Origin of the sequence: Agromyces sp. ISL-38 (assembly GCF_018613935.1) — a bacterium.
In the GTDB taxonomy this organism is placed as follows: Bacteria; Actinomycetota; Actinomycetes; order Actinomycetales; family Microbacteriaceae; genus Agromyces.
In genome coordinates this window covers 100,666-127,345 of sequence record NZ_JAGGPF010000009.1, presented here as the reverse complement: position 1 = coordinate 127,345, position 26,680 = coordinate 100,666, and the positions used below count along the sequence as shown (strand labels likewise).

The window sequence follows — 26,680 nt, the reverse complement described above, 5'->3', positions numbered from 1 at the left end:
CGGCGAAGCCCGCCCAATAGGCTGGGCGGGTGGCGCACCGCATCTACATCTGCTCGGCTGAGGGCAACACCGGCAAGTCCACTGTCGCGCTCGGCACTCTCGACACCCTGAGCCGGCGCGCGACGCGAGTGGGCGTGTTCCGTCCGATCGCCCGATCCGTCGCCGAACGCGACTACGTGCTCGAGATGCTGCTCAGCCACGAGGGCGTGGTCGAGCTCGACTACGACGACGCGATCGGCGTGCGCTACGACGACGTGCACGCGAATCCCGATGCCGCGCTGGCCACGATCGTGCGCCGATTCAAGGCCGTCGAGGACCGCTGCGATGCCGTCGTCGTGCTCGGTTCCGACTTCACGGATGTCGGCAGTCCCACCGAGCTCGCCTACAACGCGCGCATCGCGGCGAACCTCGGCGCCCCGGTGCTGCTCGTGCTCGGTGGCCGCGTCGGCGAGGGCCGCGGTCACTCCGAGCGACTCGGCTACTCCGACGCGCGAACCCCCGACGAGCTCGCCCAGCTCACCGAGCTCGCCGTCGAGGAGCTCGGGCGCGAGCACGCGAGTCTCCTCGGCATCGTGGCCAACCGCGCCGATCCCGATCGGCTGATCGAGATCGTCGAGGCGGTGCGGGCGGCCGCCGGTTCGGGAGCGGATGCCGCCGGCACCGAGGTGCTGGCCGAGACATCCGTCGCCGTGTGGGCCATTCCCGAAGACCCGTTCCTCGTCGCCCCGTCGATGCGCACGATCATGTCGGCGGTCGACGGCGAGTTGTACGCCGGCGACCCCGACCTCCTGAACCGCGAGGCGCTCGGCGTGGTCATCGCAGCGATGTCGATGGAGAACGTGCTCACCAGGCTCATCGAGGGGTCGGTCGTCGTGGTGCCCGGCGATCGCAGCGAGGTGCTGATCGGCGTGCTCACGGCGCACGCCTCGGCGACGTTCCCGTCGATCTCGGGAATCGTGCTGAACGGCGGCTTCCCGCTCGCCGAACAGGTGGAGCGACTCGTCGACGGACTGCAGGCGGGCCTGCCCATCATCCGCACCGAGTTCGGCAGCTACGACACCGCGCTCGCCATCACCCATGCACGCGGCCGGCTCGCGGCGGAGTCGCAGCGCAAGCGCGACACGGCGCTCTCGCTCTTCGAGAAGCACGTCGACGGCCAGGGCCTGCTCGACCTGCTCGACGTGGCGCGCGCCGAGGTCGTCACGCCGCTCATGTTCGAGTACGGCCTGCTCGAGCGGGCACGCGGGGTGCGTAAGCACATCGTGCTCCCCGAAGGCGACGACGACCGCATCCTGCGCGCGGCAGCCACCCTGCTCGCGCGTGAGGTGGCGGAGCTCACGATCCTCGGCGAGGAGATCGAGGTGCGCTCCCGCGCGATCGGCCTCGGGCTCGACATCTCGCGCGCGACGGTGCTCTCGAACCACGACCACGTGCTCGTCTACCGCTTCGCCGACGAGTACCAGCGGCTCCGCGCGCACAAGGGCATCAGCCTCGAGCAGGCGCGTGAGACCGTCAGCGACGTGTCGTACTTCGGCACGATGATGGTGCAGCTGGGCCTCGCCGACGGAATGGTGTCGGGTGCCGCGCACACGACGGCGCACACGATCCGTCCGGCATTCGAGATCATCAAGACGAAGCCTGGGGTCGAGGTCGTCTCGAGCGTGTTCCTGATGGCGCTCGCCGACCGCGTGCTCGTCTACGGCGATTGCGCGGTCGTGCCAGTTCCGACCGCCGAGGAGCTCGCCGACATCGCCGTCTCGTCGGCCGAGACGGCGGCGCAGTTCGGCATCGAGCCGCGCATCGCGATGCTCTCGTACTCCACCGGCGAGTCGGGGTCGGGCGCCGACGTCGACAAGGTGCGCCGTGCGACGCAGCTCGTGCGCGAGCGCGCCCCGCACCTCGCGGTCGAGGGACCGATCCAGTACGACGCCGCCGCCGACGCCGCGGTCGCACGCACGAAGCTGCCCGATTCCGAGGTCGCCGGGCGGGCGACCGTGTTCATCTTCCCTGACCTCAACACGGGCAACAACACCTACAAGGCGGTGCAGCGCTCGTCGGGCGCAGTGGCGATCGGGCCGGTGCTGCAGGGCCTGCGAAAGCCGATCAACGACCTCTCGCGGGGCGCACTCGTGCAGGACATCGTGAACACCGTGGCCATCACGGCGATCCAGGCGGCGGATGCCTCGTCATCTGCGGGTCGAGAAGGCCCCGAGGGCCGTCTCGAGACCCAGCCCCGAGCGGATGCCTCATGAGCATCGTCCTCGTCGTCAACTCGGGTTCCTCGTCGCTGAAGTACCAGCTCATCGACGTCGAGGCCGGGCGCGCGCTCGCGAACGGCCTCATCGAGCGGATCGGGCAGGCCGAGGGGCACGTGCAGCATCGCCGTGAGGATGCCGAGAACGACCGCGACACGTGGGACACCGACGAGGAGATCGCCGACCACGACGCGGCGTTCCGGCTCATGCTCGACGCGTTCGCGGCGCACGGGCCGTCGCTCGAGTCGCATCCGCCGGTCGCGGTGGGGCACCGGGTCGTGCAGGGCGGCTCGCGCTTCGTCGAGCCCACGGTCGTGACCGACGAGGTGAAGCGCGAGATCGAACAGCTCGAGGAGCTCGCGCCGTTGCACAACCCGGCGAACCTCGCGGGCATCGTCGCCGCGCAGCATGCGTTCCCCGACGTACCGCACATCGCAGTGTTCGACACCGCTTTCCACCAGACGCTGTCGCCCGCCGCCTACACCTACGCGATCGACCGTGAGCTCGCCGCGAAGCACCACGTGCGGCGCTATGGCTTCCACGGCACCTCGCATCGGTTCGTCTCTCGCGCGGCCGCGGAGTTCCTCGGGCAACCGGTCGAGGAGCTGCGGACGATCGTGCTGCATCTCGGCAACGGGGCATCCGCTTGCGCCGTCTCGGGCGGGCGCTCGGTCGAGACGAGCATGGGGATGACGCCGCTCGAGGGGCTCGTGATGGGCACCCGGTCGGGCGACATCGACCCCGCAGTGCTCCTGCACCTGCAGCGCGTCGCCGGGCTCGACACCGACGCCACCGACAAGCTCCTGAACTCGCAGAGCGGCGTGCTCGGGCTCAGCGGCCATCGCGACATGCGCGACCTCGTCGGCGCGTTCGAGTCCGGTGACGAAGCGGCAACCCTCGCGCTCGAGGTGTACACGCACCGCATTCGCGCCTACGTCGGCGCCTACGCCGCCCAGCTCGGGCGCGTCGATGCCATCGCGTTCACCGCGGGGGTGGGCGAGAACTCGCCGATCGTTCGCGAATGGTCGCTCGCCGGGCTCGAGGGCTTCGGCGTCGAGCTCGACACCGACCGCAACCGGGCGCGGGGGAGTGGTGCGCGCCGCATCTCGACCGACGCCTCGCGCACCGCGGTACTCGTGGTGCCCACGAACGAGGAACTCGAAATCGCGCGCCAGACGCTCGCGGCGGTCGAGGGCTGACGCCACCGGGCATCGTTCGATCTGATCAGGCGCAGGTCCGTGGACCCGTGAGCGGCCAGTTCGCGACCCGGGTCACCCGCGGGGAGGTCCAGCCGTTGACGGTGGTCTCGAAGCCGATGGCCGCCGTCGTGCTCGCGATACCGAGCACGCCGAGGTTGTAGGTCGTCGTGTAGGGGCCTTCGCCGGAACCGGTCGTCGTTGCACCGCCCGCCCCGATCGGCAAGAGATTCGCGATGACGCCGTTGCTCGAGTAGTACAGGTTGATGTTCGTCGGCGCGGTGTAGCCGCTCCCCGGTGGGAACGACCACACCGCCACAAGGGTCTTCGAGAGGGTGCCTGCTGCCGTGCAGCTCACGATCGTCGGCGCGACGAGCGTGAGCGCCGTGTACGAGCCGGTCGCGCGAGTCGCTTCGTTCCAGCCCGCGTCGGTCGCGCTCGATAGCGCCGAGAGGGTCAGGGCGGCCCAGAGTGCGAGCACCGCTCCAACCATGGGAAGCCGGAGGCATCGAGTGCCGTCGGCGAGGCTCGGCCGGCGAGCCGGAACCGCGCTCAGCTCAGCGGAGGGCCCTCGGCCGAGGCTCAGCCGACGAGCCGGGCGCAGTCGATGCAGAGCTCCGCGGTCGGCCGGGCATCGAGCCGAGCGACGGCGATGCGCTTGCCGCAACGCGAGCAGATGCCGTAGGTCCCATCCGCAATGCGGGCGAGCGCCCGATCCACGTTGCTGAGCTCGGCTCGTGCATCGGCGAGCACAGCGGTGCGCTGCGACCACTCCTGCGTCATCGTCGGGCCCTCGGGGTCGTGTTCGTCGTCGGCGGAAGCGCCCGAGCGGGCGGCACGGACCTCGCTCATCACATCGCCGAACTCGGCGAACCGTTCCTCGGCGTCGGCTCGTTCATTCAGGAGTTTCACCTGGAAGCGTTCGAGCTGGGTCGGGGTCATCGTCGTGGACATGGCGCTCCTTCCGGTTCCCGAATGGTACGCCCGCCACGTCGATTTGGAGCGTTTGGCATCGCCGACAGCGAATTATTGCGTGGGGAGACGCAACCTCGACTAGGTTCGGTCGCGTGTCAGGCGTCGCGATCGTCGGAAGCGGACCGAACGGCTTGGCTGCCGCGGTCACGCTCGCTCGCGCCGGCGTGCACGTGCGGGTGTTCGAGGCCGAACCGACGATCGGCGGGGGCGTGCGCACGCTGCAACTCACCGAACCCGGCTTCCTGCACGACTGGGGCTCGGCGGTGCATCCGATGGCGCTCGCGTCGCCGTTCTTCCGGGAGATCGGGCTGGCTGATCGCGTGCGCTTCGCGATTCCGGATGCCTCCTATGCGCAAGCGATGCCCGGTCGATCCGCGATCGGGTGGCGATCACTCGAGAGAACGGCCGATGACCTCGGCCGTGACGGGCGAGCGTGGCGGCGACTGTTCGCTCCGCTCGTGCGGCAGCGTGATCGGCTCGTGGAATCGGTGCTCGGGTCGATGCTGCCGCCGCGGCATCCGCTGATCACCGCTCGCTTCGGCGCTCGCGTGCTGCTGCACGCCACGCGAGCAGGAGCCCGCACATTCAGGGACGCGAGTGCACCGGCCCTCATCGCAGGGGTCGCAGCACACGCGAGCGGACCGATGCCCTCGTTCGGCTCGGCGGCGACCGGACTGATGCTCGCGACGCTCGCGCATGGTGACGGCTGGCCGATCCCGATCGGCGGATCGCAGGCGATCGTCGACGTGCTCGTGGCCGAGCTCCTGTCGCTCGGGGGCGTCATCGAGACGGATGCCCGGGTGACATCGATCGCGGAGCTCGGCGAGGTCGATGCCGTGGTGCTCGACGTCGCGCTGGCGCGATTGCCCGGCCTCATCGGCGATCGCCTGCCGGACTCGGCCGCGCGATCGCTCCGGCGATACGTCGGCGGCGGCGGACGCCCGGGGAACGGGCTCAGCAAGGTGGACTTCGCGCTCTCCGCACCGGTGCCCTGGGGTGACGAGCGACTCGCCGAGGCCGGCACCGTGCACCTCGGCGGCACGGCGCAGGACGTGTGGGCCGCGGAACGCGAGGTGACGGCCGGCCGGCCGGCGCGGCATCCGTATGTGCTGCTCTCACAGCCGAGCCTCTTCGACCCGTCGCGGGCGCCGGCCGGGCGGCACACCGTCTGGGCGTACACGCACGTGCCGCACGGATCGACCCTCGATGCGACCGAGCAGATCACGGCGCGCATCGAGGAGTTCGCGCCCGGCTTCCGTGACGCCGTGCTGGCGTCGCGGGCGACGACCGCGGCCGAGCTCGAAGCGCACGACGCGAACCTCATCGGCGGCGACATCGGGTCGGGCTTCCTCACGCTGCGCAGCATGCTCGCGCGGCCGGTGCTCGCCAGGCGGCCCTGGCGAACGCCGATGCCGGGGGTGTACCTGTGCTCGGCTTCGACGGTTCCCGGGCCTGGTGTGCACGGCATGGCCGGCCATCTGGCGGCGAAGACCGTGCTGCGCGATGTGTTCGGCCACCGCGGGTTCGCCGGATCCGGCAATGGTGTCGGCGGCGCGAACTACGATTGAGCCGTGGTCACCGCCCTGTATCGCCGCTACCGGCCTGAGACGTTCGCCGAGATGATCGGCCAGTCCCAGGTGACCGAGCCACTCATGACCGCGCTTCGAACCGACCGGGTCAACCACGCCTACCTCTTCAGCGGTCCACGCGGCTGCGGCAAGACCACTTCGGCTCGCATCCTCGCGCGCTGCCTCAACTGCGCAGAGGGCCCGACCGACACGCCCTGCGGCGTGTGCCCGAGCTGCATCGAGCTCTCGCGCGGGGGCAGCGGCTCGCTCGACGTCGTCGAGATCGACGCAGCGAGCCACAACGGCGTCGACGATGCGCGCGACCTCCGCGAGCGCGCGGTGTTCGCGCCGGCTCGCGACCGCTACAAGATCTTCATCCTCGACGAGGCGCACATGGTGACGCCGCAGGGCTTCAACGCGTTGCTCAAGCTCGTCGAAGAGCCGCCCGAGCACATCAAGTTCATCTTCGCCACGACCGAGCCCGACAAGGTGCTCGGCACCATCCGCTCGCGCACCCACCACTACCCGTTCCGGCTCGTGCCGCCCGGCCCGATGCTCGAATACGTGCAACAGCTCTGCACCGAAGAGGGCGTCGAGGTCGCGCCCGGCGTGCTCCCGCTCGTCGTGCGCGCCGGTGGCGGGTCGCCGCGAGACACGTTGTCGCTCCTCGACCAGCTCATCGCCGGCTCCGAAGGCCCCACCATCGACTACGAGCGCGCCGTCGCGCTGCTCGGCTACACGCACGCGGCGCTCCTCGACGAGGTCGTCGATGCGATCGGTGCGAGGGATGCCGCCAACGCCTTCGCCGCCGCCGATCGCGTGGTGCAGACGGGGCAAGACCCGCGCCGTTTCGTCGAAGACCTCCTCGAGCGCCTGCGTGACCTCATCGTGGTGGCGGCATCGTCGCCCGAGGCCGCCGCCGCGGTGCTCCGCGGCATCCCGGCCGACGAGCTCGCCCGCATGGCCGCGCAGGCGAAGGCCTTCGGTTCGGCCGAGCTCTCGCGTGTAGCCGATCTCGTGAACCAGACCCTCACCGAGATGACCGGCGCCACGTCGCCGCGCCTGCATCTCGAGCTCATGCTCGCGCGCGTGCTCGTGCCCTCGAGCGACGACACTGAGCGCGGAGCCCTCGCGCGGGTCGAGCGCCTCGAGCGCCGGGTCGGAGTGTCTGATGCCGCGACCGATGCCGCGAGCCCGGCGCCGCCCGTCCGTGCGCCATCGGCTGCGGGGTCGACGCCCGCCGCGCCGGTGGCGCCCGTCGCGCCGGTGGCGCCGCCGGTACCCGCCCGCGCCGCTGCGGAGGCTCCACGCCCCTCCGGTGCCGGTGGGGAAGGCGCCGCTGCTGCGACCGAACCCTCGCGTGCGCCCGCCACGGCAGCTGGGGCTTCCACGCCTTCGCGAACGCCCCCGCCGGTTCCGTCCGCGTCGACGGAACCGCAGGGCGCCGCGGCATCGTCTGCGCCATCCGTGCCCGCGAAGCCGGTCGGCCCGGTCACCCTCCAGCAGGTGCGCGACGCCTGGCCCGAGGTGCTGGCATCGTTGCAGCGCACCAAGCGCAGCGCGTGGATGGTCGCCTTCACGGCCCAAGTGCGCGAGTTCCGCGACGACGACGTGCTCGTACTCGCGTTCCCGAGCGAGCACGACGTCGCGGGATTCCGCGGCGGCGCTCCCGGGCAGAGCGTGAGCGAACTCCTGCGCGGCGCGATCATCGAGGTGCTCGGCGTTCGGGTGAAGTTCATCGCCAAGGTCGAGGGGCCGGGTTCCGCCGCGCCTCGCAGCGGGGCGGCACCGGGTTCCGATGTGCCGTCGACGGCACCAGGCGCGGGTGGCGGCGACATCGGCGGCACCGCTGCGGGTACCTCCGCCACCGGTGCCCCGACCAGGGCGCCCGCGATTCCCGCGGTGTCAGGCGCGGGTGCGTCCGCCACCGAGGCGCCCACGGGGCCTGCACGTGGCGACGAAGCCCAAGCGGGCGCGTCCGGCCCGTCCACCCAGCGCACGCCGAACGCGGCGACCAAGGTCGCCACCGCGACCGAGCCGAGCGCGGCGACCAAGTCGAGCGCGGCGAAGTCGAGCGCGGCGACCAAGTCGAGCGCTGCGGCCCCGTCGAGCGCGGGCAAGTCGGGCGCTGCGGCCCCGTCGAGCGCGGGCAAGTTGAGCGCCGCGCCGAACGCGGCGACCAAACGACCGGCTACGGCTGCGCCCGCCGCCTCGGTCGACTCCTGGGCAACGGTCGCCATCCCGAACGACGCGAGCGAGCTCGACGAGGCACGTGCTGATCCGGCCTCCGACTCGCTCTCAGAGCCTGCCGACTCGGCATCCGAATCGCTCACGGCCGGCGCTGCCGGTGCCGCGAGCGCGACGGCGACCACGTCCAACGCTGTTGCCGCATCCGTCACCTCCATCGCCGTGGCCGACGTTCCCTCCGATGACGACGTCCCCGATGACTCCGATGCGCCGCCCGAAGACTTCGAGCCGCCGTTCGACCCGGGTCCCGTGCCTGAGATCGTGACCGAGGCATCCGTGCCCGACTCGGCGCCCGCCGGCGCGACTGGCGGTGGCGGCATCCAGCGCTACGGTGAATCGGTCGTGCGCGAGGTGCTCGGCGCCACCTTCCTCGAAGAGGTCGAGGCGCCCGGGCGGCCCGGCTTCGGGGAGCGTGGGTAGGCGTGTACGAAGGCATCGTCCAAGAGCTGATCGACGAACTCGGCCGCCTCCCCGGCATCGGCCCCAAGTCGGCGCAGCGCATCGCGTTCCACATCGTGCAGACCGAGCACTTCGACGTCACCCGGCTCGCCGAGATCCTCGCCGAGGTGCGCGAGAAGGTGCGCTTCTGCGAGATCTGCGGCAACGTCTCCGAGCAGGCCACGTGCTCCATCTGCCGTGACCCCCGCCGCGACCCCGCGCTGATCTGCGTCGTCGAAGAGGCGAAAGACGTCGTCGCAATCGAGCGCACGCGCGAGTTCCGCGGCCTCTACCACGTGCTCGGCGGCGCCATCAGCCCGATCGACGGCATCGGTCCCGACGAGCTCCGCATCCGCCAGCTCATGCAGCGCCTCGCCGACGGAACCGTCACCGAGGTCATCATCGCCACCGACCCCAACCTCGAGGGCGAGGCGACGGCCACCTACCTCAGCCGCCTCCTCACCACGCTCGAGATCCGCGTCACGCGGCTCGCCTCGGGTCTTCCCGTCGGCGGTGACCTCGAGTACGCCGACGAGGTCACGCTCGGTCGCGCGTTCGAGGGCCGTAGGGTCGTCGGCTAGCGGCGATACCGCAGTGGTCGCCATCGGCGATATGGGGGCGTGAGGAGCGAGATGACGACCATCGTCTTGATCCCCGGCGCCGGGGGAGACTCGTACTACTGGCACCTCGTCGCGCCAGAGCTCGAGAAACGCGGCTGGGAGGTCATCGCACCCGACCTGCCCGCAGCCGACGATTCGGCCGGCATCCCCGAGTACGCCGACGCGGTGGTGCGCGCCATCGGCGACCGGAGCGACGTCGTGGTCGTGGCGCAATCACTTGGCGCGTTCACCGCTGTGGAGGTTGCCGAGCGGATTCCGCTGTCGCTCATCGTGTTCGTTGCAGCGATGATCCCGGAACCTGGTGAGACCTCCGGCGAATGGTGGGAGGCCACCGGCCAGCCGGCCGCGCAACGGGCGCTCAATCTGCGCGAGGGACGTGACCCCGACGCCTCGTTCGATGACGTGTCGATATTCCTGCATGACGTGCCCGCCGACGTCGTCGAGCGGCTCACCGAGCGCGGCGATCCGCCGCAGTCCGACCGGCCGTTCGAGTCCGCCAATCGGGCGACCGCGTGGCGCACGATCCCAATTCGGGTGATTGCCGGAACCGCCGACCGGCTGTTCCCGATCGATTTCATGCGGCGCCTCTCGCGAGAACGTGCCGGCACGGATCCCGTGGAGATCGACGCCGGGCACCTCATCGCGCTCGCTCGGCCCGAGGAGCTCGCCGACGCCATCGCGGCCTTCATCGAGGAGGTCCAGGGAGCACCCGCCTGACGAGGCGACCCTTGACGTCGCTCCGCCGCGCGACTAGACCGGGACCCATGGCGAGCGCAGGAGCGGAATGGGTCGCGAACTACGTCGCGGCGTGGGAGTCGAACGATCCCGAGCAGATCGGGGCGTTGTTCACCGATGACGCCGCGTACTTCACGAGTCCCGACGCCGAGCCGCGCCGAGGCCGCGACGCGATCGTCGCCGGCTGGCTGAAGGACCTCGACGAACCGGGCACGTGGTCGTTCGACTGGAAGATCCTGCACGAAGACGAGGGGTTCGTGGTCGTGCAGGGGCGCACGGAGTACCCCGCCGAGAAGGACTACCTGAACCTGTGGATCGTCCGGCTCGGCCCAGAAGGCCGGGCGACCGAGTTCACGGAGTGGTACATGCCGCGGCCGCACTGATCGGCGAAGTTCGTCAGCGCAGCACCTCGACGAGCACGACCCACGCCATGAGGATCGCCGCCACCACGGCGAGCACCGACCCGATCGCGACCGCGACGAGCCCCGCGCCCGCCACCCCGGCGAGGATGAGCACCGCGCCTGCGAGGAATGCCGCGATCGGAACGAGACCCGACACGGCCTTCAAGACCCGGACGCCGGTCGAAACGTGAGCATCGCGGGAGATGACCCGAATCGCGTGCACCTGGAAGGCGGCCGCCACCAGCGTGGCGACGAGCACCTCCGCCCCATAGGCCCAGGTCAGCTGTCCGGGCATGAGGCCGAGCGCCCCAGCGACGATGGCGAGCACGAGCGTGGCGATCGACGCGGCGGCGCGCGACGGCAGCGTGGGCGACTTCATGATCTCGCCGATGTTCACCGACATCGCCACGATGAGCAGGCCAGCGAGTGCCGCGGTCGCTCCGACCATGGCGACGTTGAACTCCGTCCAGCCCTCGAGCGCCTCCGACATGAGCGCACTCTACCGCCGCCGTCACATTGCCGGGCACGTATACGCGTCGCCGTATGATTAGGTCTCCGGGCGCGACGGCGCCGGCAATCACCCTGGGAGACCACGTGAGCTTGATCGTGCAGAAATACGGCGGATCGTCTGTCGCCGACGCCGAGAGCATCAAGCGGGTCGCCAAGCGCATCGTCGAGACTCGCAAGGCGGGCAACGACGTCGTCGTGGCCGTCTCTGCGATGGGCGACACGACCGACGAGCTGCTCGATCTCGCGAATGAGGTCACGCCGATCCCGGCACCACGTGAGCTCGACATGCTGCTCTCTGCGGGGGAGCGCATCTCCATGGCGCTGCTCGCGATGGCGATCAAGAGCATGGGCCATGAGGCGCGTTCGTTCACGGGCAGCCAGGCCGGCATGATCACGGATGCCACGCACGGCGCCGCCCGCATCGTCGACGTCACCCCGGTTCGGCTCCGCGAGGCGCTCGACGACGGCGCCATCGTCATCGTCGCCGGCTTCCAGGGCTTCAACCGCGACACGCGCGACATCACGACCCTCGGCCGCGGCGGCAGCGACACCACGGCGGTGGCGCTCGCGGCAGCCCTGGAAGCCGACATCTGCGAGATCTACACTGATGTCGACGGCGTGTTCACGTCCGACCCGCGCGTGGTGAAGAAGGCCCGCAAGCTCGACCGCATCACGAGCGAGGAGATGCTCGAGCTCGCGGCATCCGGAGCCAAGGTCTTGCACATCAGGGCGGTCGAGTTCGCTCGCCGGCACGGCGTGACCCTGCACGTGCGTTCGTCGTTCAACAACAGCGAGGGAACGATCGTCTACGACCCCTCGCGTCTTCCCGAAGGAGAAACTGTGGAAGAGTCCGTCATCGCCGGTGTCGCGGTCGACCTCACCGAGGCCAAGATCACGATCGTCGGCGTGCCCGACGTGCCCGGCGTCGCCGCCAAGATCTTCAAGATCGTCGCCAACACGAACGCGAACGTCGACATGATCGTGCAGAATGTCTCCGCCGCCTCCACGGGGCGCACCGACATCTCGTTCACCCTGCCGAAGACCGATGGGCAGCGGGCGCTCACCGCGCTCTCGAGCGCGCAAGAAGCCGTGGGCTTCACCTCGTTGCAGTACGACGACCAGATCGGCAAGGTCTCGCTCGTCGGCGCCGCCATGCGCTCGGCAGCGGGCGTCTCGGCGCGACTGTTCGAGGCGCTCTACGAAGCGGGCATCAACATCGAGATGATCTCGACGAGCGAGATCCGCATCTCGGTCGTCACGCGCGCCGACAGCGTGCACGCCGCCGCGCGCGCCGTGCACACGGCGTTCGACCTCGACGGCGAAGACGACGCGGTCGTGCACGCCGGCACCGGCCGCTGATCGGGGCATCCGGTGGGCGAGCGGATGCCGCATCCGCTCGATTCGCGGTGAAGCGTGACACCGAATCCCTGCCGCCTTGCATGACTTTCCTGCCTTCGTAGGACACTTGCAGGCTCAGGCGTCCTTCCCACCGGCAAATGTCCTGCAAACTGGAATGAGCGTTCCCGTCGGCCGACCGGCCGAGCGGGTCATGGAGGAGTGATCGTGGTCAGCAGCAACGGAGTGAACATCGGCGTCGTCGGCGCCACCGGGCAGGTCGGCGCGGTCGTGCGACGCCTGCTCGAGGAGCGCGACTTCCCGGTCGCGTCGATCCGCTACTTCGCCTCGGCGCGGTCTGCGGGCACGACCCTGCCGTGGAAGGGCGAGGAGATCGTCATCGAAGACGCATCGACCGCCGACCCGACGGGGCTCGACATCGCGATCTTCTCCGCGGGTGCCACGCTCTCCAAGGCACAGGCCCCGCGCTACGCCGCGGCCGGCGTGACCGTCATCGACAACTCGTCGGGCTGGCGCATGGACCCCGACGTGCCGCTCGTCGTGAGCGAGGTCAATCCGCACGCGATCGACGAGGCCGTGAAGGGCATCATCGCGAACCCGAACTGCACGACCATGGCGGCCATGCCCGTGCTGAAGGTGCTGCACGAGGAAGCCGGCCTCGAGCGCCTCGTCGTGAGCACGTACCAGGCCGTGTCGGGAGCCGGACTCTCGGGTGGCGAGGAGCTGCTCGAGCAGGCGCGCGCCGCAGTTGCGCAAGACACCATCGGGCTCGTGCACGATGGCCGTGCGGTCGAGTTCCCCGAGGCGCACAAGTTCCCGCGCACGATCGCGTTCGACGTGATCCCGCTCGCGGGCTCGATCGTCGACGACGGCGACTACGAGACCGATGAGGAGAAGAAGCTCCGCAACGAGAGCCGCAAGATCCTCGAGCTGCCGGGCCTTCGCGTCGCCGGCACGTGTGTGCGCGTGCCCGTCTTCACGGGTCACTCGCTCTCGATCAACGCCGAGTTCGCGAACCCCATCACACCCGAGCGGGCGACCGAGGTGCTCGCGGATGCCCCGGGCGTCGCGCTCTCCGACGTGCCCACGCCGCTCCAGGCCGCCGGCACCGACCCGAGCTACGTCGGCCGCATTCGCCAAGACCAGTCGGCGCCCGACGGCAAGGGCCTCGTGCTCTTCGTCTCGAACGACAACCTGCGCAAGGGAGCGGCGCTGAACGCCGTGCAGATCGCAGAGCTCCTGGCGACGAAGCTGCAGCTGCCCGCGGCGGTCTGACCGGGGAGAATCCGACGTGGCCCCTGATTTGGGGGATCCGAAGGTGTGGGCGCTTCCGCTACCGTAGCCGAGCGTCCGTTCGTTGAAGAGCGGTGGGGAGACCCACCGCTCTTCGCATGCCCGAAGCAAGAGCGGACGAGGTCCGTTCGTCGACGGATCGGTGGGGTGACCTACCGGTTCTTCGCGTGCCCGAAGCGGAACGGATCTCTCTCCCCGTCACCCTTTGTGGGTGCCGGGTGCCCCCAGCCCACTTACCCGAAAGTTCCTCACAAATGAAGATCACGTCCGTCGTACCCATAACTGCCGTCCTCATCGGCGGCGCCTCACTCTTCTTCGCGGCTCCCGCATTCGCGGAGGAGGTGATCCCCGACGCGACCGCCGCCGTTGTCGCCGAGGCGGTCTGCGGAGAGGGTGACTCAGGCAAGATCAACCTCGGCGGAGGCAATCTCACCTACGAGATCACCGCAGACGAGGGCTACGTCATCACCTCCTACTGCGTCAAGGCCGGCTCGGTTCAGCAGGGGAACGGACCCGAGTACTACGAGGTCGACCCGCCGCAGGAATCCGTGGTGATCGAGCACTCGAGCGGCAAGGAAATCAGCCACTACTCGTTCACGCAGGAGCAGGCGCCCGTTCCCACCCCGACTCCGACGCCGACCCCCACGCCGACCCCGTCCGACCCGCCCGCAGGCGGCGGTGACGGCGGAGCCAAGCTCGCGGAGACCGGCTTCGAGTCGGGCTGGCTGCCCTTCGTCGGCATCGGCGCGCTCGCGCTCGGCGCCGCCCTTGTCGCGCCGCGTCTGGCCGCCAAGCGTCGCTGAGTCGTCCACGACACGAACGGCCCGCTGCGGATCATCCGCAGCGGGCCGTTCTCGCGTCTCGAGCGCGCGTCGCACGCCGCAAGCGATAGCGTTCCCGCGCCTATGCTGAAATCCACGATGTTGCATGCGCTGAGGAGTCGGGCGGCATTCGCCTCGGCGGTTGTCGCGGCGGCGGCAACGCTGCTCACGGCGTGCGTCGCGTCAGCGGATGTGCCTGCTCCGGCTCCCACGCGGGGAGCGACGATCGCCGCCTTCTACGGCGACTCCTACACGCGCGGCACGGGCGCCAGCTCACCCGACCGCCGCTGGTCGACGATCGTCTGCGCCGACCGAGGCTGGTACGAGTTCAATCCGAGCGTCGACGGTCTCGGCTACGTGAACAATCGAGGTCTCGCTCCCGCCGGCGACCTCGTCGACCAGATCGTCGACCACGAGCCGTCGCCCGACATCGTCCTCGTGACGATGGGGTTGAACGATGCGTTCTCGATGCCGTCGGCCGCCGACGAGATCCGCGAGGCGATCGCCGACGACCTCGAGCGATTCCGCACCGAGCTACCCGATGCACGGCTCGTGGTTGTCGAGCCGTTCTGGTATCAGGATGATCGACCGGAAGCGTTCGAGCAGATCGTCGAGTGGGTCGAGGATGCCGCAGGCCGAGTCGACGCCGACTACATCGCGGGCGCCTCGCACTGGCTCGAGGGCCATCCGGAGTGGATGTCGTCCGACGTCATCCACCCGAACGACGACGGATATGCCGAACTCGCCCGCAGGATGGACGCCGAGCTCGAGCGTCTCGGCCTCTGACGCCGATCGCCGCCTTCTCTGGCGACTCCTCCACGCGCGGTACGCCTCAGCGGTCGCCCCAGCGTTGTGCGAGCCAGTCGAGCCGACGCCGCAGTTGCAGCTGGTCGCCGCCCTCGTGGCCGTTGAACGGATACTCGACCATCTCCCTGTCAGTGCCTCGCCAGTTGTTGAACGCCGCGAAGACAGTGGATGGAGGGCAGACCGGGTCCATCAGGCCCACGGACATGAGCACGGGCACATCTGCTCGACCGGCGTGGTGAACGCCGTCGACGTACGAGAGCGTCTCGAACGCGGCATCCGCTCGGCCGGGAAACCGCGCGAGGTACCTCGAAATCGAGCCGTAGGGGTCGACGTCGGTGAGGCGCACCGCGCGCGAGAAGTGACAGAGGAACGGGACATCGACGAGCGCGAGCGAAGGGATGTCGCTGAGCGACGCCGCGGCGATCGAGATGCCGCCGCCCTGACTGACGCCGGCGACCGCGACGCGGGACGCGTCGATCTCCTCGTGCGCGGCGATCGCGTCGAGCGCGCGCACGGCATCGACGAACACGCGCTTGTAGTAGCTGCGCGCGGGATCGAGCAGCCCGCGGGTGACGATCCCCCAGTGCGGCGCACCGTCGTCCTCGGTCGGGTCCGCCGTATCGGGCCCCTGGCCGCGCGTGTCCATGATGAAATGCGCGTAGCCTGCGGCGGCGTATTCGATGCGCTGGTGCGGGAGGCCGCGGCTGCCTGTGTAACCGAGGTACTCGACGACGGCCGGGTAGGGGCCCTCCGCGAAGGCCGGCAGATGCAGCCACCCGGCCACGCGCGCGCCCTCCGCGCCCACGAACGACACGTCGAACGTGCGCACGGCGACGTAACCGGAGTGGACGGGAGTGAACCTCGCGTTCAACGGATGCCCGGCGGCCTCCGCGAGTGCGGTCGCCCAGTACTCGTCGAATTCCGGCGGAGGGATGTCGGGGGCTCGGAACGAACGAAGCTCCGGGACCGGGAGGTCGAAGTGCGCCATGAGCAGTCACACTAGCGAGAATTCTCCCCATTGCGAAACCGCTTGCGCTAGCCTAGACGGACGTCGACGCCGACCGGACGATCGAGCGGTGTGAAGGGATGCCCATGACGCGCATATTGGTGACAGGTGCCGACGGTCAGATCGGGCGTGCCGTCACCGACCACCTCGTGCGCTCGGGATTCGGCGTGACGGCCCTTTCCCTGGAGTTCGCGGGACCCACATCGGCCGACCGCGTCGAGATCGGCGACGCCCGTTCGCCCGAGGTCGTGTCCCGAGCGGCTGAGGGCGCCGACGCGATCGTGCACCTCGCCGCCATCCCGCACCCCTCACTCGGTACCCCGAGGGAGGTCTTCACCTCGAACATCACCTCGACGTTCACCGTGCTCGCAGAGGCAGGCGAGCGCGGTATCCATCGCGTCGTGCTCGCGAGCAGCATCAACGCTTTCGGCGTGCCGATGAACCCGCACAACGTGATGCCCGCCTACTTCCCCATCGATGAGGACATCCCTACGGACATCGCCGATGCCTACTCGCTTTCAAAGTTGGCCGACGAGAACTCCGCGCGCATGGCCCACCGCGGTTGGGGCACCACCGTGGTGTCGCTGCGTTTTCCCTTCGTCGGTTCCCCTGACAGCCTCCTCGCGCGGAAGCGGCGCTCGGATGCGGACCCCGCGTCCAACGCCCGGGAGGGCTGGTCGTACCTCGATCTCCGCGACGCCGCCCGGGTCGTTCACGCGGCTCTGAAGGCCTCCGTCGAGGGCGCCGTCGTCGTGGGAGTCTCCGCCGAGGATCCGCTTGTCGGCCGCTCGACCGCCGACCTGCTCAGCGAGTTCGCCCCGGGGATTCCCGTGCGCCGCCGGATCGGCCCGCGCGAGTCGCTCATCGACACGACCAGGGCGCGCACCCTGCTCGGCTTCACCCCTCGCTACTCCATCCACCGCCCGGACCACGACAACGACACGACCGTCCAGGCGGTCGACCGAGGAGCTCTCAGTGCTTGACTCACCCACTGCAACGGAGCCGGCAGCCCTGGCAGAACCCGAGTCGGCCGCCGTGGAGGCATTCTCCACCTTCGCTCAACCCTGGCCGGCGCCCGACGACACACGCATCACGGGTGTACGAGCGATCGTGACCGCGCCGGAGGGAATTCCCCTCGTCGTGGTGCGCGTCGACACCAACGTGCCCGGCCTCTTCGGTCTCGGGTGCGCGACGTTGACACAGCGTTGGCACGCCGTGGTTGCCTTCGTCGAGGAGCACCTCGCCCGCCTCGTGATCGGCCGCTACCCCGGCGACATCGAGGACCTGGTGCGGCTCGCCCGCTTCTCGGGGTATTGGCGCGAGGGTCCTGTGACGAACAACGCTATTTCGGGACTCGACATGGCGCTGTGGGACATCGCGGGAAAGCGCGCCGGTCGTCCCGTATACGAACTGCTCGGCGGCCGAGTTCGTGCCGCCGCTGACACCTACCTTCACGCTTCCGGCTCCACGATGGAGCAGACGATCGAGCGCGCGCACGAGCTCGTTGCTCAGGGATTCACCAACGTCCGGCTGCAGACCGGTCAGCGCGGAATCGGCACGTACGGCTCAGCGCCATCCGGACTGTCGGCCCGTGCCTCGGCACCCTATCCGCGCGGCTGGAGCGTCGACGAGTACCTCGCGCAGACGCCGCGACTCTTCGAGCGGGCGCGGGCCGAGCTCGGCGACGAGGTCGGCCTGCTGCACGACGTTCACTCGCGCCTCAGCCCGAAGCAGGCGGTCACCCTCGCCCGCTCGCTCGAGGCATACCGGCTGTTCTTCCTCGAAGACGTCATCGCGCCCGAGCACTGGGACCGGCTGCCCGAGGTGCGCGCCGCATCGCCCGTGCCGATTGCGGTCGGCGAGCTCACGACCTCCGTGACGGACGCCGCCCGCCTCATCAGTGGCGGCGGCGTCGATCTCATCCGCTCACACATCTCCGCGATCGGCGGGCTCACGCCTGCCCGGAAGCTCGCGATCCTCGCCGAGTTCTTCGGCGTGCGCACCGCGTGGCACGCGCCGGGCGACACATCGCCGATCGCCGCTGCCGCGAATGTCGCACTCGACGTCACGACGGCGGCTTTCGGCATCCAGGAAGGCCATGTCTTCTCCGACCAGGTGCGCGAGGTGTTCCCAGGCACGATCGAGATCGTCGACGGCTGGATGACGCCGAACGCCGCACCCGGCTGGGGCATCGATCTCGACGAGAAGGCCGCCGCGAACTTTCCGCCGGGCCTCTCGGCACACGACGCCTGGGCGGCCGGCGTGCGCGATCTCTCGGGCGGGCTCATCGCGCCGTAGTTCGCTATGCGGTGACCCCGAGTTTGAGCTCCGGGGGAACGAAATGCGTCCCGGGCTCAAGGTCGTTGTGGATGAGGTGACGCGCGGCGAGCCGCCCGATCTGCTCGAGCCCCACCTCGACTGTGGTGAGGTGACGGCTGAACTTCTCGTGCATGAGCTGTTCCCAGTTGTCGACCCCGATGAGGGCGATGTCGTCGGGAACCCGTCGTCCGGCGGCCTGGAGCGCGCGTTCGGCACCCCGGGCGATCGCGTCGCTTCCGCAGAAGATCGCGTCCACATCGGGTACCTCATCCACCACCTCCCGCGCGGCGCTCTCGCCCCAGGACTCGCTCCAGCTGTCGAAGCGCACGGGAGTGGCCCATTCGAGACCGACCGCGGCCATCGCCTCGGTGGCACCGGCTGCTCGTGTGTTCGCCGCCTCGTCGTGCGCACTTCCCGTTATGTGCGCGATACGACGTCGTCCCGACTCGATGAGGTGGGTCAAGGCGACGCGGCCGATCGCGGCGTCGTCGGAGGTCACGGTCACGTCGCTCTCGCTCTCGGTGCGCATGAACGCGTACACAACGGGCACGTCGAAGAGGTCGCTGATCGATGGCACTCGCTCGGACGTGCCGACTCCGATCACGATGACGCCGTCGATACGACGGGCGCGCAGGTCGAGCACGCTCTCGGCCATATCCGCTCCGGTGAGGCGCGCGTCGTAGAGCAGCATCGCCTGGTCGGCGGCTCCGAGCTCGAGCGCGGTGCCCGCGAGCACGACTCGGCTCCACACGTTCGATGCGCGCTGTGTGAGCACGCCGATCGTCTGGCTGCGTCCGCGCGCGAATGATCGCGCGAGCGCATTCGGACGGAAACCGAGCCGAAGCGCGGTGCTCTTCACGAGTTGGCGCGTCTTGGGCGAGATGCGATCGGTGCCGCTCAGTGCCTTCGACGCGGTCGACACTGACACGCCGGCCGCTTCGGCGACGTCGCTCAGGGTGACCGGTCGGTCCGTCATGTCCCTCATCGTAATGGCCGCCTCTGCTCAGCCCTTCAACGCTCCCGAGCTGCCGGCCGCGCTCAGGAATTGCTTCTGGAAGATCAGGAAGAAACTCACCGGCACGACCACCGACGCGAACAGGGCGGCGAGGAACACCGCGAGGTCCGTCGACGACTCGAGGCGGGGCAGCGCTACCGAGAGCGGCTGCAATTGCGCTGATGGCAGCACGAGGAGCGGCCAGAGGAAGTCCTTGTACGCGGCGATGATCGAGATGAGTGAGACCACTCCGATCACCGGCTTCGAGAGCGGGAGCACGATCGAGACGAAGATGCGCACCGGCCCCGCACCGTCGACCTCGGCGGCCTCGAAGATCTCGTGCGGAAGCGAGGCGAAGAAGCGCTGCACGAGGATGATGTTGAATGCACTCGCCGCCGCCGGCAGCCACACCGCCCAGAACGTATTGATGAGACTGCCGCCGATGATCGGCACCTGGACGACCGTCAGGTAGAGGCTGACGAGCGAGACGACACCCGGGATGAACAGGGTCGCGAGCACGGCGCCTTCCATGATCTTCGCGTACCGCGGGCGCAGGATGGCGAGGGCGTAGCCCGCCGTCGTCGCGACGATGAGGCTGAAGAACCAACAGCCGATGCACACCCACAGGGTGTTCAGCAGGTACTTGCCGAACTGGATCTGCTCGAACGCGACGACGAAGTTCTCGACATGGAATCCGCTCGGCCAGAGGCTCAGCGGTTCCGAGAGCGACTCGGTCGTCGTCGAGGTCGCCGCCTTGAAAAGCCAGAACAGTGGGCCGACGCTCGCGGCGACGAGCACGATGAGCAGGACGATTCCGATCACCGTCACCGCGATGCGGCGCTTCGGGTCGGTGAGATCGTGCGCCGAGATGACGCTGCGCTCTGTGCTCGACGGGTCGACCCGACGCAGCTTGGGCGCGATGGCTCGAGTCTGTGCGGTCATGATCGGCTCCAGCGTCGGGTGGTCAACAGGAACAACACGGAGAACAGCGCGAGCACGACGGCGAGCAGCACACTCAGTGCGGTTGCGCGGCCGTAGTCTCCCGACACGAAGGCGTAGCGGTAGATGAGCATCAGTATCGTGACGCTCCGATTCTCCGGGCCGCCGCCGGTCATGATGTACGGCTCTGTGAAGATCTGGAACACGCCGATGAGCTGGAGCAGCAGCATGGTCAGGATCACTCCGCGCAACTGCGGCAGGGTCACGTGCCAGATGCGCCGGCGAATACCCGCGCCGTCGATCTCCGCGGCCTCGTAGAGCTCTGACTGAACGGACATGAGCGCGGCGAGGTAGATGATCGTCGCCGTGCCGAACGACGCCCACGTCGCCTGGACCACGATCGCCGGGATCACGAGATCGCCGTCATTGAGCCACGCGAACGGCCCGAGGCCGACCGAGCCGAGGATCGTGTTGAAGACGCCGTCGCCACTCGGATTGTAGAGCGCCTTCCACAACAACACCGCCACAACCGGGGGAACGATGACGGGCAGATAGGCCAGAACCGAGGCGAAGCCGCGCGCCCGGCGCAGCTCGGCGATGAGGATCGCGAACAAGAGCGGGACGGGGAATCCGATGAGTACTGACAACAGGGTGAACTGCACGGTGTTTCCGGTGGCCACTGGCAGGAGCGGGTCGGCGAGCACGCGCGAGAAGTTCTCGAACCCCACCCACTCGCTTGTGATGAAGTTGGTCTGCTGCAGGCTGAGCCCGAGGCTCTGGACGATCGGCCACCACGCGAAGAGGGTGAAGATGACGAGCATCGGCAGGACGAACAGGAACGTCCAAATCGATTTCGACGTGATGTGCCGACGGCGCGGCCGCCGATTCGTCGGATCGCCCACGGCGGGCTTCGCCCGATCGGGCGGCGCTGCGGTGCGGGGGGCGAGAGTGCTTGTCGCCATCGTCACTCCTTCGTGGTGGTGGCCGGGCTCCGCGTCGCAGAGCCCGGCCCGGTCGATGCGACGCCTGATCAGCCGGCGTCGATGATTCCCTGCACGGCCGACTGCGCTTCGCTCAGCAGGCTGTCGATGTCGGCGTCCTCGCGGGAGAGCACCGCCTGCACGACGACATCGAGGGCAGCGTAGACCTCTTGCGCCTTGACCGCCGGTTCGGGCACGATCGGCACCGTCTCGACCGTCGACAGGTAGAGCTCGTAGTTCTCACGGGGCACGTTGATGTACTCGCCGACCCAGTCGAGGTACTGGTCCTGCAGCGCGGCATCCACGACCGGCAGGCCGGGAGCGCCGACCGCGCTGCCCGCCTCGGATGCGGCCTGAGCCTGGGAGACGGCGAATTCCTCGTCGTTGAACTTCTTGAAGCGCCAGAACTCGACCCACTTCGTTGCAGCCTCGACCTCCTCGGCGGATGCCTGCGGGTCGAAGATCGCGATCGTGCCCCCGCCGAGCGTGCCGATGCCGTCTTCCGACTGCGGGAGCGGGGCGACACCGAAGTCCTCCGGTGCCATTCCGAGGTTCGTCACGAGGTTGTTGTAGCTATCGGCACCGGCGACCATCATGCCGGCCTGCCCCGAGGCGAGGGCGGAATGGGCATCACCGTAATTCAGCAGGAAATTGCTGCCGAACGTGTTGTCCTCCCAGCGCAGCTGCCGGTAGAACTCGAGCGCCGCGCGCGTGCCGTCGTTGTCGACGGTCGCTTCCATGCCGTCCACATTCTCGACACTGCCGCCGAAGCCGTTCGACATGGACTGGAGGATCCAGCCGCCGGTGTTCTCGAGCGTCATCGACTGGAAACCCTGCGCCTCGGTGTTGGCGTCGATCGCCTTCGCGGCCTCGCGCACCTCGTCCCACGTCTGCGGCGGGTCATCGGGGTCGAGCCCCGCCTGCTCGAAGAGTCCGCGGTTGTAGACCAGGCCCATCGTGTAGGCGCCCCATGGGATGCCCCAGATGCCCTCGTCAGTGCTGACGACATCGACCACACTCGGGTTGAGGTTGCTGAGCGTCTCACTCTTCTCGAGATAGTTGCCGATCTCGGCGACTTGGCCGCGCGCGATGAGCGCCTGGATCTCGGTGAATGGCACGTCGAGCGTCGTCGGCATCGTGCCGCCGGCGATGAGCGACTGGAACGTGTCGGCAGCCCAGACGGTCTCTTCGCCGACGACGGAGATGTCGGGATTCGCCTCCTCGAACGCCTCGACGGTGTTGTTGAAGTCTTCGAGGAGTTCGGGCTTATCGGCCGTCGGCATGCCACCGACGGTGATCTCGACCTTGCCGTCGGCGGAACCGGCGGAGCCGCCCGAGCAGGCGGTGAGCCCGGCGCCGAGGACGCCGACCATGATGGCCGCCGGAATGAGGCGGGGAATACGGGAGTTGATCATTAACTGTAGTCCTTCGGAAATGCTGAAACCGGGATCCGGTCCAGCGGACGTCGTGGTGCGAGGCTGGGGCCCTGAAGGGCAGGCTGCGGGCGGAGCGTTTGCGTCACTCGTTTCGGCACGTCAGATCATGGCACCGCCTCCCGGCCCCGATCGCCTTGGGTCATTCGCACGACACCGCCTCGTATGGCAGCTCGACGCGCTCGTACACGGGGTCGCCGCGGCGCCACTGGTATGCGGCGACGGTGACGGTGCCGGCCACGATCGACGGCTGGCCGGACTCGAAGCCCACGTACACGGCATCGCCCGGCTTCACGCCGGACCACTTCTTCTGTCCGAAGGTCGACTGGACGCGGATGTCGGTGTTCAGGTCGCCCTGGTTCACCGCATGCACGGCAACGGTCGCACCAGACGGCCAGCACTGGGAACGCGCGGTCAGCCTGAGGTCGAGCGTGTCGACCGGCTCTTGCGGTACGACCGCAGAGAGCAGCAGTGATCGGTAGAGCGATGGATTCTTGGACTCGGCGAGGCCCGCTCCCCACGTGAGCCAGCCGGCTCGGCCACTGCCGTCGTTCTCATTCACGACGACCGTCGTGGAGAGCAACCGCGCCGCAGGATCGATGCCGAGTGTCGTCCAGGGGATCGACGCCTCGTACACCGTCGTCTTGGCGTCTTCGTCGCGGACGACGCTCGCCTGCATGCCGGTCGGCTCGGTCGACTGGTCCGTCGGCGCCCACCGGTAGGTGTCGACCTCGCCGGCCCCGCCGAGCGCGAAGCCGATCTCCTGCACCCGCAGGGTCTCGCCGGGAGCGCCCGCGGTGATCCCGACCTGGATCCCGTCGCCGCGCCAGATGTCGCTTCCCGTCCCCGGGTTGGCATGGGCGTCATCCACCATGGACGCCGTCACGTACAGGTTGTCGGCGTCGTGGGTGAGCCAGAGCGTGCCGGAAAGGTCCTGCTCGCCTTCCCACCCGGTGACGGCAGGAGCGCCGTTGGCCGTGAGGTCGATGCCGTTCGCCTCAGTCAGTGCGAGGTCGACCATCCCGTCGACGGTCACGGTGTGGTGCACGACCTCGGTCGATGCACCGATCGGCTTGAGCGTGCCGTTTCCCGCGATGGGAGGCGTATCGCCGCGGGTGAGGGTCGCACTCCACTCGACGGCGGCGGTGACCGCAACGGGAACGACGAGGTCGACGGTCTGCTCCGCCGGGATCTCCGCGCTCTCGAGGCCGGTCCCGGTGTTCTCTCCGACCGTCCAGACGACGGCATCCACCGTAACCGCGCGCGACGAGGAGTTCGCCACCCGCAGGATCAGCTGTTCCGTGCCGTCCTCCGCGACCGCGTGAGTCCCCGTCATGGTGAGCGGCGAAGCCGCGACTCCGGTCGTGAAGAGCCAGGCGACACGGTCGCCATCCACTGAAACGGTCGCGGTGTAGCGGCGATCTCCCGCCGAGTTCTGTGCCGGATATGTCACAGCAGCCTCGCCAGTGGCTCCCGCGGCGGCGGTGCCCGTCGTGTCGGCACCGCCCGCGTTGACCGTGAAGTGCAGCGGTGCCGTGCCCGAGGTGTTGTCCGCCACGACGGTGCCGCTGGCATCGTCGCCGACGATCTCGCCGTCGACCTGAAGCGCGAACGCCGTCGTGACCTCGACGTCGGTGATGGACTCGCCGGTGACGTACACGGGCTCTCCACCGACGGACACCGTGACGGCGCCATTCGCGTTCGGGGTCAGCGTCGTCTCGGCGCCATAGAAGTCAGTGACCGTGACCGGACCGCCCGTCGTGAAGGCGAGAGCGCCGCCGTCAGGGGCGGTGGACCACACGGCGTGCACCTCTCGGCCGTCGCCTGCGAAGACGACATCGTGCTCGTCGGTACCGAGATCGACCGCGCGGTCGAACGGGAGCTCGTCGATCTGTCGCGCGAGCACCGCATTGCTGACATATGCCGGCTTCGGCGTGAACGCACCGCGCGGGTCGTTCCCATTGCGCACGATACCGAAGCGGTGCTCGTTCTCGGCGGGATCGAGCCCGTCGTCCATGAAGTCGTAGATCGTGAAGCGCTCGATGTCATCAGCGAAGGCCAGGAGCTGCGCACGCACGAGGTGCTTCGCCTGCGTGAGCTCGCTCACGCCTGTCGAGTTGGTGCTCGTCGGCCAGCCGACCTCGGAGAGGTACATCGGCTTGTCGGTGCCGTGCTCTGCCATGATTCCGCGGAGAGTGTCGACGTGGCCCTCGAACCGTGCGGAACCCTCGGGATTCTGAGGGAAGGTGTATGGATGGGTCGACACCGCGTCGACCAATTCGAGTCCACCAAGCGTGGCGAACTCGCGGAACCAGCCCTCCCAGTCCTCCATCGGGGCGAGCGCCGGGCCGACCAGCACGGCGTCGGGGTACTCCGCCTTCACGGCGGGCACGACCACCTCGAGGAGGGCGACGTAGTGCGCGGCGGAGGCACCGGCGGCGCCATCCCGGTCACGCCAGTTCCACTCGTTCCACACCTCGTAGATGGTGTCGTCCGTGCCGAACTTCTCGACGGAAGCGAGAGCGTAGCGCGCGAACGCCTCGCGCCCCTCGGGCGTGGAGGGCGCTTCGTCCTCGAAGTACAGCGGGTTTCCGTAAGAGAGGATGTGGAACTGGTCGACCGAGAGCTCCTCGAGCTTCGCCTGGTAGGCGTTGACCTTGGGTTGCCAGCTGAAGGCGCCGGCGGTGGTCTCCTGCCCCGCCCAGTATGCCTCGTCCCGGGCGCTCGAGAACCCGGCGCGCGCGAGCAACGGCGCGGAGTCGAGTGGCCAGCTCATTCCGTAGTGCGTCGCGACACTGAGGCGCCCGTCGGTGGAGTCGGAGAAGTCGTAGGGCTCCAGCACAGAGAAGTCGGTGCCGGCTGCATGGGTCGTGCCGTCGGCCGCGGTCGCGACGAGGTCGACCTCATACCACCCCGGCGTGTTCACGGCGAGCGGGATGCTGCCGCCGAGCTCTGCGACGGTCGCGTCCCCGAGCTCGACCTCCGTGCCGTTCGCGTCGCGCACCGTCCACGCGATGCTCTGCGCGCTGCTCACGAAGCCGATCGTGACGGGCTGGCCGGCGTCGAAGCCATTGCCGACCGCCGTGGGAACGATCGCGAGCGGCGGAGCCTGCTTGAACACCTGCACCGTGTCGAAGAACGCGGTGCCCGCGGTGAGACCGGGTGCCATGTTGCCCGAGTCGAGCACGAAGCTCACGCGCCTCAGCGGGCCGTGCCAGATGCCGTCGGCCGCACCGCCCCACGAGACGTAGTTGGGTCCGGAGTCGAAGTCCTCGACCCGGATCGTCTGCCATCCGGCTGCCGCGGGGTTGAGCGGGAGCCGCTGCTGGTGCGCCTGACCCGTGCTGTCCGTGAGCCGCAGTGCGACGCCGTCGATCGCGGCGGACTTCACCGAGAACTCCAGGGACGTGGCCTCGATCGTCACCGCCCCGCCGACGATCTCGACGGTCCCGCTCGGGATCGCCACGTCGAGGCGCCCGGAAGTGCTGCCGGTGTGGGCCTCGGTGCTGTCGATCGTCAACGTGCCGGAGGCGCCGCTGCGGACGAGCGTCGTCCACTGGCTGGCTGCGTCGAAGTCGCTGATCACGATGGGGCGTGGATCCTCCACCGCTGCGGCCGCGAGGGCGGTGGGGCTGAGTACCGCGAGTGCGAGGGCGGCGACGAGCGTCGACGCAATGGACGATGTGCGCCGGGATCGGCCGCGGCCGATCGAGGCCGACGAAGACTGGGGCAAGGCGTACTCCTCATTGAGATTGCGATCTGTTCAAGCGCTTTCGCGCCGCCTGCG

The 26,680-nt window shown here is 69.0% G+C and carries 22 protein-coding genes; 13 read left to right on the top strand and 9 right to left on the bottom strand.

Annotation, left to right across the window (positions count from 1 at the left end):
• Nucleotides 1–29: 29 nt before the first annotated feature.
• Nucleotides 30–2,252, top strand: coding sequence for a phosphate acetyltransferase (gene pta, locus J7E25_RS08010; protein ID WP_214869570.1), 2,223 nt, complete (start codon nt 30–32; stop codon nt 2,250–2,252).
• On the top strand, nt 2,249–3,454 hold the full coding sequence (locus tag J7E25_RS08005; RefSeq protein WP_214869568.1) for an acetate/propionate family kinase: 1,206 nt from the start codon (nt 2,249–2,251) through the stop codon (nt 3,452–3,454). The genes pta and J7E25_RS08005 overlap by 4 nt, the downstream gene beginning before the upstream one ends.
• Nucleotides 3,455–3,479: 25 nt before the next feature.
• Here the strand turns inward: J7E25_RS08005 and J7E25_RS08000 are convergent, their stop codons facing one another.
• Entirely contained in the window at nt 3,480–3,932 is a 453-nt protein-coding gene (locus J7E25_RS08000) for a hypothetical protein (RefSeq protein WP_214869566.1), read from the bottom strand.
• 101 nt (nt 3,933–4,033) lie between these two features.
• Nucleotides 4,034–4,405 carry a TraR/DksA C4-type zinc finger protein gene (locus J7E25_RS07995; RefSeq protein ID WP_214869564.1) on the bottom strand — a complete coding sequence of 124 codons (372 nt, stop codon included), beginning with the start codon at nt 4,403–4,405 and terminating at the stop codon, nt 4,034–4,036.
• A gap of 113 nt (nt 4,406–4,518) precedes the next feature.
• Between J7E25_RS07995 and J7E25_RS07990 the strand changes: the two genes are divergently transcribed.
• Genes J7E25_RS07990 through J7E25_RS07970 form a run of 5 tightly spaced genes read left to right on the top strand, consistent with a single transcriptional unit; the run spans nt 4,519 to nt 10,417 of the window.
• Nucleotides 4,519–5,994 carry an NAD(P)/FAD-dependent oxidoreductase gene (locus tag J7E25_RS07990; protein WP_214869563.1) on the top strand — a complete coding sequence of 492 codons (1,476 nt, stop codon included), beginning with the start codon at nt 4,519–4,521 and terminating at the stop codon, nt 5,992–5,994.
• 3 nt (nt 5,995–5,997) lie between these two features.
• Nucleotides 5,998–8,661, top strand: coding sequence for a DNA polymerase III subunit gamma and tau (locus J7E25_RS07985; protein ID WP_214869562.1), 2,664 nt, complete (start codon nt 5,998–6,000; stop codon nt 8,659–8,661).
• A 2-nt stretch (nt 8,662–8,663) separates the two neighbouring features.
• Nucleotides 8,664–9,260: a recombination mediator RecR gene (gene recR, locus J7E25_RS07980; protein WP_129519821.1), complete on the top strand. Its 597-nt coding sequence runs from the start codon at nt 8,664–8,666 to the stop codon at nt 9,258–9,260.
• Nucleotides 9,261–9,311: 51 nt separating this feature from the next.
• Nucleotides 9,312–10,016 (top strand): alpha/beta fold hydrolase, encoded by a 705-nt coding sequence (locus tag J7E25_RS07975; RefSeq protein ID WP_214869561.1) that lies wholly within the window; start codon nt 9,312–9,314, stop codon nt 10,014–10,016.
• A 47-nt stretch (nt 10,017–10,063) separates the two neighbouring features.
• The gene (locus J7E25_RS07970; RefSeq protein WP_214869560.1) at nt 10,064–10,417 is read left to right on the top strand and encodes a nuclear transport factor 2 family protein; all 354 of its coding nucleotides are present in this window, start codon (nt 10,064–10,066) and stop codon (nt 10,415–10,417) included.
• A gap of 13 nt (nt 10,418–10,430) precedes the next feature.
• Here the strand turns inward: J7E25_RS07970 and J7E25_RS07965 are convergent, their stop codons facing one another.
• On the bottom strand, nt 10,431–10,925 hold the full coding sequence (locus tag J7E25_RS07965; protein ID WP_214869559.1) for a hypothetical protein: 495 nt from the start codon (nt 10,923–10,925) through the stop codon (nt 10,431–10,433).
• A 104-nt stretch (nt 10,926–11,029) separates the two neighbouring features.
• On the opposite strand from J7E25_RS07965, the gene J7E25_RS07960 reads away from it, so the two are divergent.
• The 4 genes from J7E25_RS07960 (at nt 11,030) to J7E25_RS07945 (ending at nt 15,201) form a co-directional block, all read left to right on the top strand.
• Nucleotides 11,030–12,304 carry an aspartate kinase gene (locus J7E25_RS07960; RefSeq protein ID WP_214869557.1) on the top strand — a complete coding sequence of 425 codons (1,275 nt, stop codon included), beginning with the start codon at nt 11,030–11,032 and terminating at the stop codon, nt 12,302–12,304.
• Nucleotides 12,305–12,508: 204 nt separating this feature from the next.
• Nucleotides 12,509–13,576, top strand: coding sequence for an aspartate-semialdehyde dehydrogenase (locus J7E25_RS07955; protein WP_374196198.1), 1,068 nt, complete (start codon nt 12,509–12,511; stop codon nt 13,574–13,576).
• Nucleotides 13,577–13,848: 272 nt separating this feature from the next.
• Nucleotides 13,849–14,397 carry a hypothetical protein gene (locus tag J7E25_RS07950; RefSeq protein WP_214869553.1) on the top strand — a complete coding sequence of 183 codons (549 nt, stop codon included), beginning with the start codon at nt 13,849–13,851 and terminating at the stop codon, nt 14,395–14,397.
• A 102-nt stretch (nt 14,398–14,499) separates the two neighbouring features.
• Nucleotides 14,500–15,201 (top strand): SGNH/GDSL hydrolase family protein, encoded by a 702-nt coding sequence (locus J7E25_RS07945; protein WP_251038881.1) that lies wholly within the window; start codon nt 14,500–14,502, stop codon nt 15,199–15,201.
• 46 nt (nt 15,202–15,247) lie between these two features.
• On the opposite strand, the gene J7E25_RS07940 is transcribed toward J7E25_RS07945, so the two are convergent.
• Nucleotides 15,248–16,210 (bottom strand): acetylxylan esterase, encoded by a 963-nt coding sequence (locus tag J7E25_RS07940; protein ID WP_214869551.1) that lies wholly within the window; start codon nt 16,208–16,210, stop codon nt 15,248–15,250.
• Nucleotides 16,211–16,314: 104 nt separating this feature from the next.
• Between J7E25_RS07940 and J7E25_RS07935 the strand changes: the two genes are divergently transcribed.
• Both J7E25_RS07935 and J7E25_RS07930 read left to right on the top strand, forming a co-directional pair.
• Nucleotides 16,315–17,211 carry an NAD(P)-dependent oxidoreductase gene (locus tag J7E25_RS07935; RefSeq protein WP_215009208.1) on the top strand — a complete coding sequence of 299 codons (897 nt, stop codon included), beginning with the start codon at nt 16,315–16,317 and terminating at the stop codon, nt 17,209–17,211.
• Nucleotides 17,204–18,526, top strand: coding sequence for an enolase C-terminal domain-like protein (locus J7E25_RS07930; RefSeq protein ID WP_308164432.1), 1,323 nt, complete (start codon nt 17,204–17,206; stop codon nt 18,524–18,526). The genes J7E25_RS07935 and J7E25_RS07930 overlap by 8 nt, the downstream gene beginning before the upstream one ends.
• 4 nt (nt 18,527–18,530) lie before the next feature.
• Here J7E25_RS07930 and J7E25_RS07925 read toward each other — a convergent pair whose 3' ends face one another.
• From J7E25_RS07925 to J7E25_RS07905, 5 genes are all read right to left on the bottom strand, one after another.
• The gene (locus tag J7E25_RS07925; protein ID WP_214869547.1) at nt 18,531–19,523 is read right to left on the bottom strand and encodes a LacI family DNA-binding transcriptional regulator; all 993 of its coding nucleotides are present in this window, start codon (nt 19,521–19,523) and stop codon (nt 18,531–18,533) included.
• Nucleotides 19,524–19,550: 27 nt separating this feature from the next.
• On the bottom strand, nt 19,551–20,483 hold the full coding sequence (locus tag J7E25_RS07920) for a carbohydrate ABC transporter permease (RefSeq protein ID WP_214869545.1): 933 nt from the start codon (nt 20,481–20,483) through the stop codon (nt 19,551–19,553).
• Nucleotides 20,480–21,442: a carbohydrate ABC transporter permease gene (locus J7E25_RS07915; protein ID WP_214869543.1), complete on the bottom strand. Its 963-nt coding sequence runs from the start codon at nt 21,440–21,442 to the stop codon at nt 20,480–20,482. The genes J7E25_RS07920 and J7E25_RS07915 overlap by 4 nt, the downstream gene beginning before the upstream one ends.
• A 68-nt stretch (nt 21,443–21,510) precedes the next feature.
• Entirely contained in the window at nt 21,511–22,875 is a 1,365-nt protein-coding gene (locus J7E25_RS07910) for an ABC transporter substrate-binding protein (RefSeq protein ID WP_214869541.1), read from the bottom strand.
• Nucleotides 22,876–23,035: 160 nt separating this feature from the next.
• Entirely contained in the window at nt 23,036–26,626 is a 3,591-nt protein-coding gene (locus tag J7E25_RS07905; protein ID WP_214869539.1) for a sugar-binding protein, read from the bottom strand.
• Between the last annotated feature and the right edge of the window lie 54 nt (nt 26,627–26,680).

Excerpts from the sequence above, each read along its gene's own strand:
- J7E25_RS07925 (WP_214869547.1), bottom strand. The coding sequence starts at position 19,523 with ATGACGGACCGACCGGTCACCCTGAGCGACGTCGCCGAAGCGGCCGGC.
- J7E25_RS07970 (WP_214869560.1), top strand. The coding sequence starts at position 10,064 with ATGGCGAGCGCAGGAGCGGAATGGGTCGCGAACTACGTCGCGGCGTGG.
- J7E25_RS07975 (WP_214869561.1), top strand. The coding sequence starts at position 9,312 with ATGACGACCATCGTCTTGATCCCCGGCGCCGGGGGAGACTCGTACTAC.
- J7E25_RS07965 (WP_214869559.1), bottom strand. The coding sequence starts at position 10,925 with ATGTCGGAGGCGCTCGAGGGCTGGACGGAGTTCAACGTCGCCATGGTC.
- J7E25_RS07940 (WP_214869551.1), bottom strand. The coding sequence starts at position 16,210 with ATGGCGCACTTCGACCTCCCGGTCCCGGAGCTTCGTTCGTTCCGAGCC.
- J7E25_RS07950 (WP_214869553.1), top strand. The coding sequence starts at position 13,849 with ATGAAGATCACGTCCGTCGTACCCATAACTGCCGTCCTCATCGGCGGC.
- J7E25_RS08005 (WP_214869568.1), top strand. The coding sequence starts at position 2,249 with ATGAGCATCGTCCTCGTCGTCAACTCGGGTTCCTCGTCGCTGAAGTAC.
- J7E25_RS07945 (WP_251038881.1), top strand. The coding sequence starts at position 14,500 with ATGCTGAAATCCACGATGTTGCATGCGCTGAGGAGTCGGGCGGCATTC.
- J7E25_RS07995 (WP_214869564.1), bottom strand. The coding sequence starts at position 4,405 with ATGTCCACGACGATGACCCCGACCCAGCTCGAACGCTTCCAGGTGAAA.
- J7E25_RS07915 (WP_214869543.1), bottom strand. The coding sequence starts at position 21,442 with ATGGCGACAAGCACTCTCGCCCCCCGCACCGCAGCGCCGCCCGATCGG.
- J7E25_RS07910 (WP_214869541.1), bottom strand. The coding sequence starts at position 22,875 with ATGATCAACTCCCGTATTCCCCGCCTCATTCCGGCGGCCATCATGGTC.
- J7E25_RS07935 (WP_215009208.1), top strand. The coding sequence starts at position 16,315 with ATGACGCGCATATTGGTGACAGGTGCCGACGGTCAGATCGGGCGTGCC.
- J7E25_RS07920 (WP_214869545.1), bottom strand. The coding sequence starts at position 20,483 with ATGACCGCACAGACTCGAGCCATCGCGCCCAAGCTGCGTCGGGTCGAC.